The sequence below is a fragment of the Oceanobacillus sp. FSL K6-0118 genome, from assembly GCF_038006665.1.
GTDB lineage: Bacteria > Bacillota > Bacilli > Bacillales > Amphibacillaceae > Oceanobacillus > Oceanobacillus caeni.
The window spans coordinates 2,284,989-2,303,950 of record NZ_JBBOVR010000001.1; the positions used below are offsets into that span (position 1 = coordinate 2,284,989).

The 18,962-nt window shown below is 35.3% G+C and carries 16 protein-coding genes; 3 read left to right on the forward strand and 13 right to left on the reverse strand.

Annotated elements, in window-relative coordinates; translation table 11 throughout:
* Window positions 1-75: 75 nt before the first annotated feature.
* The 4 genes from MHI02_RS11750 to MHI02_RS11765 all read right to left on the reverse strand — a co-directional run bounded on the left by MHI02_RS11750 (window position 76) and on the right by MHI02_RS11765 (window position 5,522).
* Window positions 76-1,197: a M20/M25/M40 family metallo-hydrolase gene (locus tag MHI02_RS11750; protein ID WP_047183916.1), complete on the reverse strand. Its 1,122-nt coding sequence runs from the start codon at window positions 1,195-1,197 to the stop codon at window positions 76-78.
* Window positions 1,198-1,475: 278 nt separating this feature from the next.
* A complete protein-coding gene (locus MHI02_RS11755; protein ID WP_047183880.1) occupies window positions 1,476-3,026 on the reverse strand; it encodes an acyl-CoA carboxylase subunit beta in 1,551 nt (516 codons plus the stop codon).
* Entirely contained in the window at window positions 3,026-3,853 is an 828-nt protein-coding gene (mce, locus tag MHI02_RS11760; RefSeq protein WP_047183879.1) for a methylmalonyl-CoA epimerase, read from the reverse strand. The genes MHI02_RS11755 and mce overlap by 1 nt, the downstream gene beginning before the upstream one ends.
* A 16-nt stretch (window positions 3,854-3,869) precedes the next feature.
* Complete coding sequence (locus MHI02_RS11765; RefSeq protein WP_047183878.1) at window positions 3,870-5,522, reverse strand: acyl-CoA mutase large subunit family protein; 1,653 nt, start codon at window positions 5,520-5,522, stop codon at window positions 3,870-3,872.
* 158 nt (window positions 5,523-5,680) lie between these two features.
* Between MHI02_RS11765 and prli42 the strand changes: the two genes are divergently transcribed.
* Window positions 5,681-5,821, forward strand: a complete 141-nt coding sequence (prli42, locus tag MHI02_RS11770) for a stressosome-associated protein Prli42 (protein ID WP_225344083.1) — start codon at window positions 5,681-5,683, stop codon at window positions 5,819-5,821.
* A gap of 76 nt (window positions 5,822-5,897) precedes the next feature.
* Here the strand turns inward: prli42 and MHI02_RS11775 are convergent, their stop codons facing one another.
* From MHI02_RS11775 to MHI02_RS11800, 6 genes are all read right to left on the reverse strand, one after another.
* Entirely contained in the window at window positions 5,898-6,329 is a 432-nt protein-coding gene (locus MHI02_RS11775; RefSeq protein WP_047183877.1) for a BrxA/BrxB family bacilliredoxin, read from the reverse strand.
* A gap of 108 nt (window positions 6,330-6,437) precedes the next feature.
* Window positions 6,438-7,679 (reverse strand): dihydrolipoamide acetyltransferase family protein, encoded by a 1,242-nt coding sequence (locus MHI02_RS11780; RefSeq protein WP_341165928.1) that lies wholly within the window; start codon window positions 7,677-7,679, stop codon window positions 6,438-6,440.
* 16 nt (window positions 7,680-7,695) lie between these two features.
* Complete coding sequence (locus MHI02_RS11785) at window positions 7,696-8,679, reverse strand: alpha-ketoacid dehydrogenase subunit beta (protein ID WP_047183875.1); 984 nt, start codon at window positions 8,677-8,679, stop codon at window positions 7,696-7,698.
* A 12-nt stretch (window positions 8,680-8,691) separates the two neighbouring features.
* Window positions 8,692-9,678 (reverse strand): thiamine pyrophosphate-dependent dehydrogenase E1 component subunit alpha, encoded by a 987-nt coding sequence (locus MHI02_RS11790; protein ID WP_047183874.1) that lies wholly within the window; start codon window positions 9,676-9,678, stop codon window positions 8,692-8,694.
* A gap of 53 nt (window positions 9,679-9,731) precedes the next feature.
* On the reverse strand, window positions 9,732-11,156 hold the full coding sequence (gene lpdA / locus MHI02_RS11795; protein ID WP_047183873.1) for a dihydrolipoyl dehydrogenase: 1,425 nt from the start codon (window positions 11,154-11,156) through the stop codon (window positions 9,732-9,734).
* 102 nt (window positions 11,157-11,258) lie between these two features.
* Window positions 11,259-12,356: a Glu/Leu/Phe/Val family dehydrogenase gene (locus tag MHI02_RS11800; protein ID WP_047183872.1), complete on the reverse strand. Its 1,098-nt coding sequence runs from the start codon at window positions 12,354-12,356 to the stop codon at window positions 11,259-11,261.
* A gap of 381 nt (window positions 12,357-12,737) precedes the next feature.
* On the opposite strand from MHI02_RS11800, the gene MHI02_RS11805 reads away from it, so the two are divergent.
* Both MHI02_RS11805 and MHI02_RS11810 read left to right on the forward strand, forming a co-directional pair.
* Window positions 12,738-12,977 carry a DUF2627 family protein gene (locus MHI02_RS11805; RefSeq protein ID WP_047183871.1) on the forward strand — a complete coding sequence of 80 codons (240 nt, stop codon included), beginning with the start codon at window positions 12,738-12,740 and terminating at the stop codon, window positions 12,975-12,977.
* Window positions 12,978-13,065: 88 nt separating this feature from the next.
* Window positions 13,066-14,412, forward strand: a complete 1,347-nt coding sequence (locus MHI02_RS11810; RefSeq protein ID WP_204798784.1) for an aspartate kinase — start codon at window positions 13,066-13,068, stop codon at window positions 14,410-14,412.
* 107 nt (window positions 14,413-14,519) lie between these two features.
* Here the strand turns inward: MHI02_RS11810 and spo0A are convergent, their stop codons facing one another.
* From spo0A to recN, 3 genes are all read right to left on the reverse strand, one after another.
* Complete coding sequence (gene spo0A, locus MHI02_RS11815) at window positions 14,520-15,290, reverse strand: sporulation transcription factor Spo0A (protein WP_047183869.1); 771 nt, start codon at window positions 15,288-15,290, stop codon at window positions 14,520-14,522.
* A 212-nt stretch (window positions 15,291-15,502) separates the two neighbouring features.
* Window positions 15,503-16,789: a SpoIVB peptidase gene (gene spoIVB, locus MHI02_RS11820; protein WP_060668129.1), complete on the reverse strand. Its 1,287-nt coding sequence runs from the start codon at window positions 16,787-16,789 to the stop codon at window positions 15,503-15,505.
* 443 nt (window positions 16,790-17,232) lie between these two features.
* Window positions 17,233-18,942 carry a DNA repair protein RecN gene (gene recN, locus MHI02_RS11825; RefSeq protein ID WP_341165929.1) on the reverse strand — a complete coding sequence of 570 codons (1,710 nt, stop codon included), beginning with the start codon at window positions 18,940-18,942 and terminating at the stop codon, window positions 17,233-17,235.
* Window positions 18,943-18,962: the final 20 nt, after the last annotated feature.

Genomic DNA, 18,962 nt, shown 5'->3' on the forward strand with positions numbered 1-18,962 from the left:
CAAAATGTTAAATGGTTCGTTAACAATGGTGGATTAACCCAAATATATGTTTACTAAAAAAGAAGCTTCGAAAGATTAATCTTTCGAAACTTCTTTTATAATAGCTACTACGAATTCCGTGATTTTCACCAAGTTTTCTACAGCAATACGTTCGTTGGTTGTATGAATTTCTTCATATCCAACAGCAAGGTTTACTGTGGGGATTCCGAAACCAGAAATGATATTCGCATCACTACCTCCACCACTTGTGAGTAATCGACTATGACGACCAATTGTTTTAGCAGCATTTCTTGCAACTTCTACTACTTCATCGCCTGCTCCTTGGCTAAATCCAGGATACATGACTTGAATTTCTACATCTGCTGAACCGCCATATTGTTCTGCCGTTTTCTCAAACACTTCTTTCATCTTAGCAACTTGTTTCTCCATTTTTTCTGGTTTTAACGATCTAGCTTCTGCTAAGATTTCTACATGATCCACAACAATATTCGTTTGTTTTCCACCTTCAAATCTTCCAATATTAGCAGTAGTTTCCTCATCAATACGTCCTAGTGGCATTTTGGAAATCGCTTTTGCAGCGAGAGTTATAGCGGAAATGCCTTTTTCTGGTTCTACTCCTGCATGAGCGGTTTTCCCTTTAATTATCGTATAAATTTTTGCTTGTGTGGGAGCAGCTACTATAATGTCACCAATATCTCCATTACTATCTAAAGCATAACCGAATTTAGCTTTAATTAAGTTTTTGTCGATAGCCTTCGCTCCTACTAATCCTGATTCCTCGCCGACTGTAATAATAAACTGGATATCCCCATGTGAAACATTATTTTCCTTTAGGAGCTTAATGGATTCTATGATTGCAGCTAATCCGGCTTTATCATCTGCACCTAGTATGGTGGTGCCATCTGAAACAATATATCCATCTTTAATGGATGGCTTTATGTTCGCACCTGGTACAACCGTATCCATATGAGAAGTGAAATAAATTGGATCTACTCCTTGCTTATTTCCTTCTAACGTACAAATTAAATTACCAGCTCCATGCCCGGTAATTTCTTTACTATTATCCTCATATACATCTACACCTAATTCAGTTAGCTTTTTCTTAAGTACTTCGGCTATCTTTTCTTCATTTTTCGTTTCGGAATCTACCTGTACTAATTCAAAAAATTCATTAACTAATCGTTTTTCGTTTACCATTATTGTCATACCTATAACCTCCTAATTATTAGGTTACTACAATTATAAAAAGAAATGAAAAGATATCTCCAAAAATGGATATCTTTTCAAATAAGTTATAAGAGGTTGTTCAAGAAGTCCGGTGAAAATGATACTTCGAATTTCGCATGAACGCTCGCTTTTGCGTTACTAACGTGTTAATTGCATACGTTCTAGTATTGGGAGTATCGCCGCTTCGAACTTCCGACGCACAGGAAACGAATTTAAGGAAGGCCGACTCGGTCCTTTTTGAACATGCACTATAACGGAATATTTCCGTGTTTTTTGTTTGGTCTTTCTTCCTGTTTGTTTTTCAGCATTTCTAATGCTTGAATTAATTTAATTCTTGTTTCTCGAGGATCTATTACGTCGTCAATCATTCCAAGACCCGCAGCAACATAAGGGTTTGCAAACTTTTCCCTATATGTATCTATTTTTTCCTGTCTGACTTTTTCTGGTTCTTCACTCTCAGCAATTTCTTTAGCAAAAATAATATTTGCTGCTCCTTCTGGCCCCATAACTGCAACTTCAGCGTTTGGCCAAGCAAAGACAAGATCAGCACCAATGGACTTACTATTTAAGGCTACGTACGCACCGCCATATGCTTTACGTGTAATAACCGTGATTTTTGGAACGGTTGCTTCAGAATATGCATAAAGAATTTTTGCGCCATGACGGATAATTCCACCATGCTCTTGTTTTACGCCAGGGAAGAAACCAGTTACATCTTCAAACGTGATCAATGGGATATTAAATGAGTCACAAAATCGAATAAATCTTGCCGCCTTATCACTTGAATCTATATCAAGCCCACCAGCTAAATATTTTGGTTGATTACATACTAATCCAACTATTTCACCTTTGATTCGTGCAAAACCAACCACAATATTTTTAGCAAAATCCTGTTGTACTTCTAAAAAGCTATCCCCATCTACCACTTGGTCAATTACTTTTTTTACATCATAAGGCCTAAGCGCACTATATGGAACAATATCTGTTAAATCCGGTCTTAATTCTTCATCGATTTGTTCATATTGTTTCTTTTCAGGTTTTTCCTTGTAATTAGCTGGGAGATAGTCAATCAATTTTCTAACTAAGTCCAATGCTTCTTCCTCTGATGATGCCTTAAAATGTGCATTTCCACTTTTCGCATTATGGACGAACGCACCACCTAAATCTTCTGAGGAAATTTTCTCTCCTGTTACTGTTTCAATAACCTTTGGTCCTGTGATAAACATTTGTGATGTTTTTTCTACCATAATGACAAAGTCGGTTATAGCGGGGGAATATACAGCACCGCCAGCACTTGGCCCCATGATCACAGAAATTTGTGGGATAACACCAGAATATATTGAATTTCTATAAAATATTTGACCATATCCATCAAGTGATGAAACACCTTCTTGAATACGCGCTCCACCAGAATCGTTAAGTCCAATAAAAGGTACACCATTTTTGGCGGCTAAGTCCATTGCTGCAGCTATTTTTTTACCATGCATTTCTCCTAATGCTCCACCATAAACGGTGAAATCTTGGGCAAATAAATAAACAGGTTTTCCATTTACTTTACCGTATCCAGTAACTACACCTTCACCTTTAGCAGAGTTATTATTCATTCCAAAATCAGAAGCACGTGTTTCAATGAATGGATATAGCTCAACAAATGTGCCATCATCAAGTAAGTACGTAATCCTTTCTCTAGCAGTCATTTTTCCCTTGGCGTGTTGTTTTTCAATTCGTTCATCTCCACCACCAAGCTCTACTTGCCTACGTTTGTCATATAATTCATTAATTTTATCGTAAATATCCATTAGGCCTCACTCCCCTCCGGATATTGACATAATTCATAAAGTACCTTACTTGCCGCATTCGGATGAATGAAAGCAATTTGACTGTTATGTGCACCTAATTTTGCCTCTTCATTTATTAAAGCTACTCCATTCGCCTTAAGTTGTTCTAGACGAGCATGTATGTCATCTACTTCTAAAGCGATATGATGTAGTCCTTCTCCCTTTTTATCAAGGAATTTACGTATAGGAGATTCTTCATTAAGGGGTTCTAATAACTCAAAACGAGTTTCACCTATTTTAATAAACGCTACCTTAACCCCTTCACTTTGAACTTCTTCTACACCTTCTAATTGTAGCCCAAGGGAATCTAGATAGAAGGTTGACGCCTGTTCAATGCTCTCAACTGCTATTCCAATATGGGCGATCTTTTTAGGTGCCGTAACTGGCGTAGTCTGTGGATCTACTAATTCTTTTATGTAATTAGCTAGCAAATCTGTAGATGAACCACTAGTAAAAATACGTTTTACACCCTTTTCTAAAAGATAAGGAATGTCAACGCTAGGTATTACTCCTCCCCCTACGACAGGAATATCCCCAGCACCTCTCTTCTCTAATTCTTCTACCACCTTTGGAAATAAAGTTCTATGCGCCCCAGAAAGAGAAGATAAACCCACTACATCGACATCTTCTTGAATGGCTGCTTGAGCAATTTGTAAAGGTGACTGTCTAAGTCCTGTATAAATAACTTCCATCCCATGATCCCTTAAAGCTTGAGAGATCACTAATGCCCCACGATCATGACCATCAAGCCCCGGCTTTGCAACTAGTACACGTATTTTTTTCCCCATTTGTTTGTCCCCCTTATTAAACTCCCTGATATTCACCGAACTCTTCGCGTAATACGTTACAAATTTCTCCAACAGAAGCATATACTCTTACTGCATCCAAAATAAAAGGTAATAAATTTGCACGTTCATTTTTAGCGTTTTCGCTTAGTGCGGCTAGAGCACTTGCAACCTTTTCGTTATCTCTTTTCTCTTTAATCCTTGTCAATGATTTAATTTGGCCTTTTTCTAATGCCTCATCCACTTTCATGAGGTCTGGTTCAACTTCCTCATCTAATGTAAATTTATTTAATCCAACTATAATTTCTTCTTCTTTTTCGATATTTTTTTGAATCTCATAAGCATTATGGTGAATTTCTCTTTGCATATACCCTTCTTCTACTGCCTGTACGGCCCCGCCTATTTCTTTTATTCTATCTAAATAGTTATTAACTTTTTTCTCTATTTCATCGGTTAAATTTTCAACATAATAGGATCCAGCTAATGGATCAATCGTATCAGCTACACCGCTTTCATAAGCAATAATCTGCTGCGTTCGTAATGCAATTCTAGCAGAATCTTCTGTCGGTAATGATAGCGCCTCATCTCGAGAATTTGTATGCAAGCTTTGCGTTCCACCCAACACCGCTGACAGCGCTTGCATTGCTACCCTTACGATATTATTATCAGGTTGCTGTGCAGTTAATGTCGAACCACCTGTTTGAGTGTGGAATCTTAATTTCCAACTTTTTGGATCTTTTGCCTGATAATGTTCTTTCATTATCTTTGCCCAAATTCTTCTAGCAGCACGGAACTTAGCTACTTCTTCAAAAAAATTATTATGTGCATTAAAGAAGAATGCTAATCGTGGTGCAAAGTCATCTACTTTTAATCCAGATTCAATTGCAGCATCTACATAAGCCATACCGTTAGCAATGGTGAACGCTACTTCTTGAACTGCATTGGATCCAGCTTCTCTAATATGATATCCAGAGATACTAATCGTATTGAATTTCGGCACATATTGGTTACAGAATTCAAAAATATTCGTAATTAATCGCATAGAAGGCTTTGGAGGGAAAATGTATGTTCCTCTAGCGATATATTCTTTTAAGATATCATTTTGAATCGTCCCAGTAATTTTCTCAAATGGTACTCCTTGCTTTTCCCCTACAGCAAGATACATACACAATAAAATAGATGCAGGCGCATTAATTGTCATGGATGTACTTACCTTGTCTAATGGAATTCCATCTAATAATTTTTCCATATCTTCTAATGTATCAATAGCAACCCCGACTTTACCAACTTCTCCCTCAGACATGACATCATCAGAGTCATAGCCTATTTGTGTTGGTAAATCAAATGCAACGGATAGACCAGTCTGCCCCTGTTCAAGCAAGTAACGAAAACGTTTATTTGTTTCTTCAGCTGAACCGAATCCTGCATATTGTCGCATCGTCCAAAATCTACTACGGTACATCGTTGGCTGAATTCCTCTTGTGTACGGAAATTCTCCTGGATATCCTAATTCCTTATTTACTTCTTCTCCCTTTGGTTGATATAGTCGATCTACCTTTATATTTGAAGAAGTTGTAAAGGTTTCTTTTCTTTCTGGAAAACGTGAAGTAGCCTTTGATACGGCTTTCTCCCATCTTTCTTTTGCATTTAAGTCTTTGGAATCTAACTCCATATGCAATACCCCCATTTGTAATTTATGAAATTATAACCATATAGTCTATTTTCAGATATTTTTTGGAATATGTCTACCAAAATCTTTTACACTTGTCCAATTGTTTATTTCACGTTAGAATATTTATAGTCAGTTTAAATGAAAAGGAGGATTTGGACTTGGCAACAAACATAAAAAATAGTACTTCTCGGGGAAAATCGAAACGTCAAAGACGGCAAAAAATTATTGTTTATATTATGATTATTGCTATGGTGTTATCTAGTATAACTGCAGGATTAGCATACTTTATAAATTTCTAAACCGGCCAAAGAGAATTGAGTCGGTTTTTTATGATAAAAGAGGCCGCCTTATATAAGAACAGCCTCTTGTTGAAAATTACACTTCTTCACAATATTCGTCAAATAATTGTTGGAGTTTATTTGTTACCTCCATTGGACTGTGTCCTTCAATATCATGACGTTCTACCATTTTTAAAATCTTTCCGTCTTTTAATAAAGCAAATGATGGAGAAGATGGTGGATAGCCTTCAAAGTACTCTCTTGCCTTTTCTGTTGCCTCAGGGTCCTGACCGGCAAAGACGGTTACTAAGTGATCCGGTCTTTTATCATAATGAATTGCATTTCTTGCTGCAGGACGAGCTACCCCTCCAGCACAACCACAAGTAGAATTAATCATCACTAGGGTTGTTCCTTCTTTCGTTAGTGAAGCGTCCACTTCTTCAGGAGTTTTTAATTCTTGATAGCCTGCTTCAATTATATCTTCACGCGCTGCATTAACTACGTCATTCATAAATAGATTAAAATCCATATCGTATCCTACTCCTTTATAATAAAGTGTTTCATATATTTAGATTACCAACTTTGAAGTGTAATTTCAATGAATTAAGACTTTAAAGGAGGGAATATTAAATAGCGCCTAATATATATTGATATTATCTTCGTTCATATTTTCCAGTCGTTCCTTTATAAAAGCTAGAAATCTTCCACAAACAAGTCCATCGAGAATACGGTGGTCAAGCGATAAACATAAATTAACGATATCACGTGCTGCGAGCATATTATTTATAATCACTGGACGCTTCACAATAGATTCTACTTGCAGGATAGCAGCTTGTGGATGATTGATAATCCCCATTGAATGAATAGAACCGAAAATTCCTGTATTGTTAATAGTAAAAGTTCCACCTTCCAAATCTTTTACAGACAAACTATGATTTCTAGCTTTTGTTGCCAAATCATGAATATCTTTAGCTATTCCTTTAATACTCTTTTCATCTGCATTCTTTATTACAGGAACAAATAATTGATCCTCCACGGCTACTGCTATAGAAAGATTTATATCTTTCCTTTGGATGATTTTATCATTTTGCCATGTACTATTAACTTGTGGGAATTTTTTTAAAGCTTCTGATACTGCCTTAACAAAAAATGGAAAATAGGTTAGTTTAAATCCTTCTTTATCTTGAAAATCCCCTTTAATTTTATTTCGATAACTAACTAATTCCGTTACATCTACTTCAATGGTCATCCACGCATGTGGTATTTCATGTTTTGAACGTACCATGTTTTGCGCTATAGTTTTTCTAATTCCTGTTACCGGAATCTCTATGTCACCTTCATTTATCTTTAAATTAGTTGAAGTATTTAATGGTGCTGAAGTAATAGTGGATTTTGGCTGGGATACATGACCCATTTGTGGAAGGCCCCCGTTTTGAATAACTTTCTCGACATCTTTTCGAGTAATTCTTCCACCTTTTCCTGATCCAGTAATCTGTTCTAAATCAATATCATTTTCCTGGGCAAGTCGTAATACTGCTGGGGAATATCTCTTTTTCATAGATTCTTGATTAGATTCATTCTTAATTTCAGGGATTTCCTCTTCAGCTATAGCCTGTTGAGTTGATTTTTTATTCATTTCTTCTACTTCAATCGTACACATTACTTCGCCAACAGCAATGGTTTCTCCCTCTTTTACAACTAGTTCTTTAATTTCACCTGTAAAAGAAGAAGGAACCTCCGCATTTACTTTATCCGTAAGCACTTCAGCAATTGGATCATACTTATTTACTTCTTCTCCAACTTTAACTAACCAATTACTAACCGTACCTTCCGTAACACTTTCACCTAATTGTGGCATCGTTATTTTTTCTAAAGCCATTATTACACTCCTCCACTCAAAACTCGGCCAACTCACGCATAGCCTTTTCACATTTATCTGGATTTACCATAAAATATTTTTCCATAGTTGGAGCATATGGCATTGCTGGTACATCTGGTCCTGCTAGCCGCATTATTGGAGCATCAAGATCGAATAAACAATTTTCGGCAATGATTGCAGCTACTTCTCCTATAATGCTACCTTCCAAATTATCTTCCGTTATTAAGAGAACTTTTCCTGTTTTACTAGCTGCTTTAATAATGGACTCCTTATCTAAAGGATAGACCGTACGTAAATCAAGAATATGGGTACTTATTCCTTCTTCTGCAAGCTTTTCTGCAGCTTGCAGGGCAAAATGGACACATAATCCATAGGTTATGACTGTAATATCCGTACCTTCACGTTTGATATCAGCTTTTCCAATTGGAAGTACATAATCATCATTCGGTACTTCTTCTTTTAACAAACGATATGCACGTTTATGTTCAAAAAATAAGACAGGGTCATTATCACGAATAGCCCCTTTTAATAATCCTTTTGCATCATAAGGACCAGATGGCATTACAATCTTCAAGCCTGGTTGATTTGCAAATATAGCTTCCACCGATTGGGAATGATAAAGTGCCCCATGAACTCCACCACCATACGGTGCTCGTATTGTTATTGGGACACTCCAATCATTATTGGAACGATATCTCGTTTTAGCAGCTTCTGAAATAATTTGATTTACTGCTGGTAAAATAAAATCCGCAAACTGCATTTCAGCTACCGGACGCATCCCATACATTGCCGCACCAATACCGACCCCAGCTATTGCTGATTCTGCTAGAGGGGTATCTAACACACGATACTCACCAAACTCATCATAGAGCCCATCAGTTGCTCGGAAAACACCACCTTTTTTCCCAACATCCTCACCTAGAATAAAGACCTTGTCATCACGTAACATTTCTTCTCTTAAAGCTAAAGTTATAGCTTGGATATAAGACATTATTGGCATGTTTTCCCCCTCCTAGTCCTCATAAACGTATTTGAGAGTATCTTCAGGCATCGAATACGGCGCTTCTTCTGCATAATCAGTAGCGTCATTAACGATCGAGTTAATTTCTGCTGTCATCTTTTTTTCTAACTCTACCGTTAAAATCTTTTCTTCCCGAAGATAATTAGCAAATAGTACAATTGCATCTTGTTTCTTCGCCTGCTCTATTTCTTCCTTCTCTCTGTAATTATCATCATCATCACTAGAATGTGCTGTAAAACGATACGATACTGCCTCAATTAATGTTCCGCCTTCTCCAGCTATTGCCCTTGCTCTAGCATCTCTAACAGCTTCGTATACAGCAAGTGGATCATTACCATCTACAGTGATACCTTCCATTCCATAACTGACAGACCTTACAGATACATTTTTACTTGCTATTTGTTTATGGAGAGGAATCGAAATAGCGTATTGATTATTCTCTACCATTGTAATAACTGGGAGTTTATGAACACCTGCGAAATTTAATCCCTCATGAAAATCACCTTGGTTTGAGGATCCTTCTCCTAAAGTAACAAATGAAACAAAATCTTTCTTTTCCATTTTTGCCGCTAAAGCAAATCCTACTGCATGAGGAACTTGGGTCGTTACTGGCGAAGATCCGGTAATAATTCTATTTTTCTTTTGTCCAAAATGACCAGGCATCTGTCTTCCACCGGAATTCGGGTCTTCTGCTTTTGCGAATGCGGATAACATGATATCCCTTACCGTCATGCCGAAAGATAATACAATCCCTAGATCCCGATAATATGGAGCAACATAATCTTTTTCCTTATTCAAAGCAAAAGAAGCCCCAACTTGAGCTGCTTCTTGTCCTTGACAGGATATGACAAATGGAATCTTACCTGACCGATTTAATAACCACATTCTTTCATCAACTTTCCTTGCAAGTAACATCGTTTTATAGATATCAAGAACTTCTTGATCTGACAACCCTAACTTAGTATGTCGGTTCGTCATCAAAATGTCCCCCCGTTTCTATTACAATACTTATGGCCAAAATTCATACTACCCTAACGATGGATTTGAAAACCATCCACAGCTAATGCTGCTTCTCCAATCACTTCAGACAAAGTAGGATGCGGGTGTATCGTTTGGCCGATTTCCCATGCGGTTGCATCTAGTATTTTAGCTAAGCTAGCTTCTGAAATTAAATCTGTAACATGCGGACCCACTAAATGAATACCTAATATATCATTTGTTTTGTTGTCTGAGATAATTTTGGTAAATCCATCTGTTTCGCCATAAACAAGTGCCTTGCCAACCGCTGAAAATGGGAACTTACCAACTTTAATATCAAAACCTTTTTCATCTCTTGCTTCCCTTTCTGTCAGTCCAATACTAGCCACTTCTGGGTTTGAATATACACAGGAAGGAACGTGTTCATAGTTAATTGGCAAAGGTTGTTTATTAGCAATATGATCTATAGCAACGATTCCTTCATGAGACGCTACATGCGCTAATTGCAATCCACCAATAACATCGCCAATTGCATATATATGAGATTCTTCCGTTTGATAAAATTTATTCGTTTGAATATAACTATTTTCAATAGTTATTTCTGTGTTTTCTAAACCAATATTTTTAATATTTGCTGTTCTACCTACAGAAACTAATATTTTTTCAGCTTCTAATGAAATTTTTTCCCCGTTTTGTTCTGCCATAATCTTGATGTCTTTATTTTTTTCTAATGTTTCTGGAAGTATTTTCGTTTCTTTTAAAATAGTAACACCTTTATTACTTAACCTTTTTTCTACCTCTTTAGTAATTTCGTCATCTTCATTTGGTAAAATACGATTTAAATATTCCACCAATGTAACATGAACATTAAAATCACTTAACATGGAAGCCCATTCCACGCCTATGACACCTGCACCGACGATAATGATCGACTTCGGTAATTGATCCATTGATAATATTTCATCTGAATTAAGAACCTGATCCCCATCATTATTTAGTCCCGGTAACATCTTCGGTTTCGATCCTGTTGCAATAATGACATACTTTGGTATAAGAATCGTATTTTCCGAACCATCTTTATATTCAATAGAAATAGTTCCTGGTAAGGGTGAAAAAATACTTGGTCCTAAGATTCGACCAAAACCATGATAGACATCTATTTTATTTTTTTTCATTAAACTTTTTACACCAGTGTGTAACTTATCAATAATAGAGCTTTTTCTCTCTTGAACCTTCCAAAAACTAAAAGTAGTATTCTCCGTTTCGATTCCAAACTCACTAGCTCTTTTAGTCTGCTGATAAACTTCTGCACTTCTTAATAATGCTTTTGTAGGAATACAACCACGGTGTAAACATGTACCACCAAGTTTTTCTTTTTCAACAATGGCCACTTTCATCCCAAGTTGACTCGCCCTGATTGCTGCAACATATCCTCCTGTGCCGCCACCAAGAATAACAACATCATATTCGTTAGACATCATATCAACCCTTTCGAAAACTTGGCGTTCGCTATTAGATTAGCGTACGCCTTTGCACTTATACGGGATAAGAAAGCTTTTATTTTCTTATCTGCCAAAATGTTACTTTCTCCTACTTAAAGCGTGGTGTCCATTAGTTAAAAATTGATTTCTTGAAGCGCGAACGGATGCAATTCTTTCCTCCGCCATACGATCCGCTGCTACATATGTAGGGATGTCTGATTTCTTGGATATTTCAAAAATACGGTTAATGTTATGGTAAATGATTTCAACCTTTTTCATTACTCGATTTCGATTATATCCATTTAATTCATCTGCTACGTTAATGACACCGCCAGCATTGATAATATAATCAGGAGCATAAACGATCCCTTTTTCATGTAACATATCGCCATGCTTTGGTAATTTTAATTGATTATTGGCAGAACCTGCGATGACTTTAGCTTTTATTCGATGAATCGTTTCATCGTTAATCGTTGCACCTAATGCACAAGGAGCATAAATATCACAATCGACATCATAAATATCGTCTGGATCTATCGCTGTTGCTTTAAATGCTTCAGCAGCGCGTTTTACTGCTTGTTCATTGATATCTGTAACAATTATTTTTGCCCCTTCTTTATAAAGATGTTCACATAAAGAGTAAGCAACATTACCAACGCCTTGAACTGCCACTGTTTTACCTTCTAATGAATCACTTCCAAATGCTTCCTTTGCCGCAGCTTTCATCCCCATATATACACCATAGGCAGTTACTGGCGATGGGTTACCGGATGAACCGAATTCAGGTGAAATTCCTGTCACATAATCTGTTTCTAAATGAATAAGATCCATATCTTCAACAGTTGTACCTACATCCTCTGCTGTGATGTAACGTCCATTTAAACTTTGAATGTAACGGCCAAATGCACGGAATAGCTCTGGATTTTTATCTTTTCTAGGATCACCAATTATAACAGTTTTACCACCGCCTAAATCTAAACCCGCGGCAGCGTTTTTGTATGTCATACCTTTCGCAAGTCTTAATGCATCCTCTACTGCAGCCTCTTCTGTGGCGTAAGTCCACATACGTGTACCACCTAATGCAGGTCCAAGCGTTGTATCATGTAAAGCAATAATTGCCTTTAATCCTGAATTTTTATCTTGACAAAATAAAACCTGTTCATAATCATATTTTTCCATTTCAACGAATATTGCCATATGTAATCACTCCTATTAACATTGTTAATTTTAGCCAAATGGCTGTAAATAGTATTGGCTATTTATGCCCTTTAGTATTAAATTGTTTAAATATCTGCAGATTTATTAATTATATCATTAAAAGTTAATTTATTATTAATAAAACGATAAAAAAATTAGATTATTTAGTTATAATAGACTTTTATACATGTTCAAAAAGGAGGATGAAAAGGGCCAAGGTCGTTTTCAAGGACGTAACGGAACTTAGTGGAAGGTCCTTAGTACCTAAGTATCATTTTCACTAAACTTTTTGATCAATCAATCCTTTTTAACCTGTCGATTACAACTTTATTGAGTATGTCTGCTATACTATATATGAAATAATATAGAGGGGTAAAATATATGAGAATTTTAGCGCTATTATTGCTTTTAGCTCCCGGATTAGTATCTGTTTTTGGAATTAAATTAATGAGAGATTCCATTTTTGCAGAATACTATCCTTTCTTGCTAAACGCTGGGTTTCAATTTTTTATTGGACTTATACTTTTTGTATTAGGTTTTGCTTTTATAGGAGGATTTATTATTTATCGAGACAAAAAAAACAAATATCGTGCAATTCCCGACGAGAAAAAAAGTGAATAAAAATATATCTATTTTTTAATTTTCTATTAGATTAATAAAAAAATTGTGTTATTATATAGAATAATCAACCAGATCAGGGGGATAAAGTATGAAAGTAGCAAAATTCGGAGGTAGCTCCGTAGCAAACGCAACTCAAATCAAAAAGGTTGCCGAAATCATTAAAAGCGATCCTGAGAGAAAATTTATTGTTGTTTCTGCTCCAGGTAAACGCGATAGTAATGATTTCAAAATGACAGATATGCTTATCAATATGGGAACTGCCTATATCAATAATGAAAATTATGAAGAGTACTATTCCATCGTTTTAAAACGATTTAAGGATATTATTGATGAATTAAATCTTTCCTCATCATTACTTGAAGAAATTGAAAGATCCATTAAACAAACACTCTTCGAAAATGTTACTAATGATGTGAAAATGGATTCTGTTAAAGCGATTGGTGAAAATAATAACGCAAAGATTATAAGTGCTTATTTATCTGATATCGGATTAACGGCAAATTACATGAACCCGAAACAAGCCGGTATTATCGTAAGTGATGAACCTGGAAATGCACAAATATTACCTGAGAGCTTACCGAAAATGTACTCATTGCGAGAACAGGAAGGTATCATCGTTATACCGGGGTTTTTTGGTTATACCAATAAAGGAAAACTCGTTACTTTCTCAAGAGGGGGATCCGATATTACAGGATCGATTGTAGCAGCTGGAGTACAGGCTAGTCTATACGAAAACTTTACAGATGTGAATTCTGTTTATACAGTCAATCCAAATATTGTTGATAACCCGAAAGAAATTACAGAATTAACTTATAAGGAAATGCGAGAATTGTCTTATGCCGGATTTTCTGTTTTCCATGATGAAGCATTGATTCCAGCTATTAAAGCTAAAATTCCTGTTTGTATTAAGAATACAAATAATCCGGATGCAAAAGGCACATTAATTCTTGCCGAAAGAGAAGTAAATGATAAATGTGTATCGGGTATTGCTAGTGATACTGGATTCTGTAGCCTTTACGTAAGCAAGTATCTAATGAACAGAGAAATTGGTTTTGGTCGTAAGCTTTTACATATTCTAGAGGACGAAGGTATATCATTTGAGCACGCGCCATCTGGAATTGATGATATGTCCGTTATCATAAGAGAACACCGATTAACTCCTGAAAAAGAAGAGCTAGTTATTAAGCGTATTAATGATGAACTTCATCCTGATACAGTTAGTCTTCAAAGAGGTATCGCAGTAGTAATGATTGTCGGTGAAGGGTTAGTTAAAACAGTCGGCGTCGCTCATCGCGCAACTTCTGCATTCTATAATGCAAATGTTAATATTGAGATGATCAACCAAGGTTCATCAGAAGTTTCCATGATGTTTGGTATTCAAGCAGTTGACATGGATAAAGCTATTCGTTCTTTATACCAAGCATTCTTTGAGTAATAAAATGTTGTTCCTATAATAGTTTTGGGTAACAAGCACAGTGATTTTTTTATTTTGTAAGGCATTCGCCAAATTTTTAAGCGAATGCCAATTTTTTATTTATTTTATTAGCTGGCCTTATGCTCTAAACGTAAACGATCCGCAACCATCGCAATAAACTCGGAATTAGTCGGTTTTGCTTTAGAGATATTGATGGTATATCCGAATAGTTTAGAAATGGAATCAATATTGCCTCTGCTCCATGCCACCTCAATTGCATGTCGAATCGCTCTTTCAACTCTTGAAGAAGTTGTATTAAATTTCTTAGCAATAGCTGGATATAATACTTTGGTAATTGAACCAAGTAGTTCAATATCATTATAAACCATTGTAATGGCCTCACGAAGGTACATATATCCTTTAATGTGTGCAGGTACACCTATTTCATGGATAATATTTGTAATACTTGCTTCTAAATCATGTTTCTTCTCTTTCTTTATTGATGTTTTAATATTTGATTGTATAATTTGTTTACCCTCAACCTGTCTAATTTGATCAGCCAAGTGATCGAGATCAAATGGTTTTAAAATAAAATAAGATGCTCCTAAATCAACCGCTTTTTTCATCACTTCCTCTTGACCAAAAGCTGTTAACATAATTACGTTAGACTTCAATCCTCTTTCTCTTATTGTATTTAAAACCGCTAAGCCATCAATATGCGGCATAATAATATCTAACACTAATACATCAGGTTCAATTTCGTCTAAAAGATTTAAACAATCCTTTCCATTATGTGCAGTTCCAATTATTTCAATATCATCTTGTTCATCAAAATAATCTTCCATCATTTGTATCAATTCTCTATTATCATCTACTAATCCCACTTTTATTTTTTTCAACAAAAGTTCCTCCTTTTATATATGTACGAATACTTTTCCTTTTTATGATATTCTACAAAAGATCTAAATATCCTTTTATTTATTTAAAAAGTTTCTGTTTTATTACTTTTCCTCAATATTTCTTTGTTTTTCTCTTTTTTACGACAATAAATGTCGAAAAATATTCAACAAAAAAGTGATTTGTTATGGACGTCATAACAAATCACTTTTCTTTAACTAGCCTCTTTTTTATTATCGTATATATCTATACCCGCATCTTGCAACATCCATTCTATATGGACACCGTAACCACTAGTTGGATCATTTACAAAAACATGGGTAACTGCACCGATAACTTTTCCATCTTGAATAATTGGACTACCACTCATCCCTTGAACAATTCCGCCTGTTTTTTCTAACAGTTTTTCATCTGTTATTTGGATAACCATGCCTTTTGTAGCAGGGTATTTTTGAGGTACACTGCTAATAATTTCAATATCATACTCTTCTACCTTTTCTCCATCCACTACCGTTAAAATCTTAGCTGGTCCTTCTTTTACTTCATGTGATAAAGCTATTGGCATTGGTTTATCGTATTTACCATTTTTTATATCTTCATTTAATTTACCAAAAATACCAAAAGGACTATTTTTAGTAATGTTCCCAATGACATTTTGGTTAGATGAAAATTTTGCTTGTTTTTCTCCGGGAATTCCGTTATTTCCTTTTTCGATGGATGTAACTGACGATCGAACTATGGTTCCATCATTAATTTCTACCGGTTTTTTTGTATCCATATCTGAAATAATATGGCCTAAAGCACCGTATTTCTTAGATTGCGGCTCAAAAAAAGTCATTGTTCCAATACCAGCGGCTGAATCCCTTATATACAATCCAATCTTATATTCATTTTCTTTATCATCAAGAATTGGCTCTAGTTTCGTTTCAATAAATTCCTTACCCCTTTTTACTGTAATATTTAAATCTTTATTCTTTTCCCCTGCTTCGACTACATAATCTTTAATTTCATTCATTTCTTTAATTGGATTATCATTAATTTTAACAATAACATCACCAACGTTTATCTTTGCTTCTTCCCCTGGTGAAACTGTTTTGTCATTTGTATTTACGAGATGATGTCCAACTACTAAAACTCCACGTGTTTGTAATTGTACACCTATCGATTGACCTCCAGGTATGACTTGTATATCCTCTAATACCGAAAGGTTCACTTTTTTAATCGGGAAGCCATTCACTTCATAAACTAATTCACTTGATCCGGAATCACCAGCATAGAACATGGAATTATCAATTGCTTCAACATGATCACTATTTGCGGATACCGTTACGTTTTCTCCAACCTGCGGTAATTCAATTGGATTTTCATTATTTAAAGTTACTACTTCACTAGGAATTGAAAAATATTTGTTTATAGGGGTTATGAAAGGAAATGTAACAAAAACCAAAAGGAGTATAACACCTATCAATTGCCTAACTGTATTTAATTTAGGTATTTTCATTTGGTTCACTCTCCTTAACTCTAACCACCCAGACCATTACTTCTTTTCAATTTATATCTGTATATTTAATTTGACCCTATGACGCTGGTTTTAAACTGGAGAAACTTAAGAAAAGATGTCTATCTTTACCTTAAAAAAATGTATAAAAAGGAGTATAAGTCTTTCATTTAAGGTTTTAGTATAAATTTCCTTGGTTATTTATTCATATTTAGGATTTAATTATGATGAGGTAATAAAGAAAACTTCCATCAATGGGGGTTTTCTTTCTCCCCCACTGATGGTTAGTCGCACTTATCGGACTTTTCCGGGCGGTTGATCTTCCACCTACTTTCTTTGTTCCCCAAAAGCTTGTGGTAGGATTCTTACTGCCCGTTTAGGTGGGATAAAATTAATAAAATAAAAAAGCCAGATGATTTAGTTTCTGACTTTTATTGGATAAATATTCAATTCATTGTTTGTTTAAAATTGGATGCTAAGTCCAATAATTCCTTTGCATGCTCTTTCGCTGTATCCGTAAGCTTTGTTCCGGTTATCATTCTGCTTAATTCTTTAATTTGTTCATCCATGGTTAGTTCTTTCACTGTCGAAACCGTTCGATTGTATTTTTCTTCTTTCTTAATGAACTTATGTGTATCAGCCATTGCTGCAACTTGTGGTAAATGTGTAATGCAAAGAACTTGAGAGTCATGTGATATTTGATGAATTTTCTCAGCCATCGCTTGTGCAACTCTGCCACTAACTCCTGTATCAACTTCATCAAAAATAACACTAGTCACCCCTTGATGCTTTGCAAATAATTTTTTAAGGACTAACATAATTCGGGATAATTCGCCACCAGAAGCCACTTTGTTCAACACCTTTAAAGGTTCTCCAGGGTTAGTTGAGATTAAAAACTGTATTTTATCAAAGCCATTTTTATGTAACTTTGGATTTTGATTATGATCTTCATCTAAACTAAAAGCAATGGAAAAAGAAGCCTTCTCTAAATATAAATCTTTAAATTCACTTTCTACCGCTTTTGTTAATTGATCGGCTAATTTTTTACGAATATCATGTAATTGCTTCGCCTCCAATAAGGCATCCTTTTCCAGTTCTTCAATTTGCGTTAATAAAGAAGTAAGATGTGTATCTTTATTTGTTAATTCCTCAATCTCTTCCTCGACCTTTGCAAGATATTCTATGACTTCATTTACACTTCCACCGTATTTCTTTTTTAGTCGGTTTATTTCATTTAACCTTGATTCAATTTCATTTAATCTTTCTGGATTGAATAGTAAAGAATCTAATCTATTTCTTAATTCATAAGCAAAATCTTCCAAGGTATAATAATGATTAGCAAGCTTCTCGGAATTTTCTTGAATAAAAGGATCGACTTTAAGATTTTCTTCCATGGAAACAAGTGCTTTGTTTAACCAGTCTAGCGCCCTTCCCTCACCGTACAAAGCATTATAAGCATTCGTTAATGACGAATAAATTTTCTCAAAATTAACTAGGCTATTGCGTTCCTCTTCTAATTCATGATCCTCATTCGGTACTAAATTCGCTTGTTCAATTTCATTTTTTTGAAATTCCAAAAGATCGAGACGATGAGCCATTTCTTGTTCATTTTCATTTAATTGTTTGTATCTATTTTTCAAAGTTGTTAGCCGTTCAAACAGTATCGTGTATTCTTCCTTTGCTTTCTTAATCAAATTTGGTTCATACATATCAAGAAAATCCAAATGGTTATCGGCGTCCATTAACACCTGAGTCTCGTGTTGACTGTGTATATCAATTAACTTTTGACCAAATTCTTTTAAAATCGCAAGGGTCACTAACTTACTATTTACACGGCAAATACTTTTACCAGAAGCTGTAATTGTTCTTTCTAAAACAATTTGCCCATCTTGTATATCGACACCAAATTGTTTCGCAACGTCATAAATTGGATGGGCATGATTATCAATAATAAATAACCCTTCTATTTCACTTTTTTTTGAACCGTGCCTAACAAACTCAACAGAACCTCGACCACCAGCTAATAACTGGATTGCATCAATAATAATGGATTTTCCTGCTCCAGTCTCTCCGGTTAATACGGTTAAACCTTCCGTAAAGGTAATAGAAATTTCTTCTATAATTGCAAAGTCACGTATTGATAACTCTGTTAACAAACAAAATCACCCCATAATGC

Coding starts and splice junctions, on each gene's coding strand:
- MHI02_RS11790 (WP_047183874.1), bottom strand. CDS start 9,678: ATGACGAACCGACATACTAAGTTAGGGTTGTCAGATCAAGAAGTTCTT.
- MHI02_RS11750 (WP_047183916.1), bottom strand. CDS start 1,197: ATGGTAAACGAAAAACGATTAGTTAATGAATTTTTTGAATTAGTACAG.
- MHI02_RS11810 (WP_204798784.1), top strand. CDS start 13,066: ATGAAAGTAGCAAAATTCGGAGGTAGCTCCGTAGCAAACGCAACTCAA.
- mce (WP_047183879.1), bottom strand. CDS start 3,853: ATGGGGAAAAAAATACGTGTACTAGTTGCAAAGCCGGGGCTTGATGGT.
- MHI02_RS11755 (WP_047183880.1), bottom strand. CDS start 3,026: ATGGATATTTACGATAAAATTAATGAATTATATGACAAACGTAGGCAA.
- MHI02_RS11775 (WP_047183877.1), bottom strand. CDS start 6,329: ATGGATTTTAATCTATTTATGAATGACGTAGTTAATGCAGCGCGTGAA.
- lpdA (WP_047183873.1), bottom strand. CDS start 11,156: ATGTCTAACGAATATGATGTTGTTATTCTTGGTGGCGGCACAGGAGGA.
- MHI02_RS11800 (WP_047183872.1), bottom strand. CDS start 12,356: ATGGCAATATTCGTTGAAATGGAAAAATATGATTATGAACAGGTTTTA.
- spoIVB (WP_060668129.1), bottom strand. CDS start 16,789: ATGAAAATACCTAAATTAAATACAGTTAGGCAATTGATAGGTGTTATA.
- MHI02_RS11780 (WP_341165928.1), bottom strand. CDS start 7,679: ATGGCTTTAGAAAAAATAACGATGCCACAATTAGGTGAAAGTGTTACG.
- MHI02_RS11805 (WP_047183871.1), top strand. CDS start 12,738: ATGAGAATTTTAGCGCTATTATTGCTTTTAGCTCCCGGATTAGTATCT.
- MHI02_RS11765 (WP_047183878.1), bottom strand. CDS start 5,522: ATGGAGTTAGATTCCAAAGACTTAAATGCAAAAGAAAGATGGGAGAAA.
- MHI02_RS11785 (WP_047183875.1), bottom strand. CDS start 8,679: ATGCCAATAATGTCTTATATCCAAGCTATAACTTTAGCTTTAAGAGAA.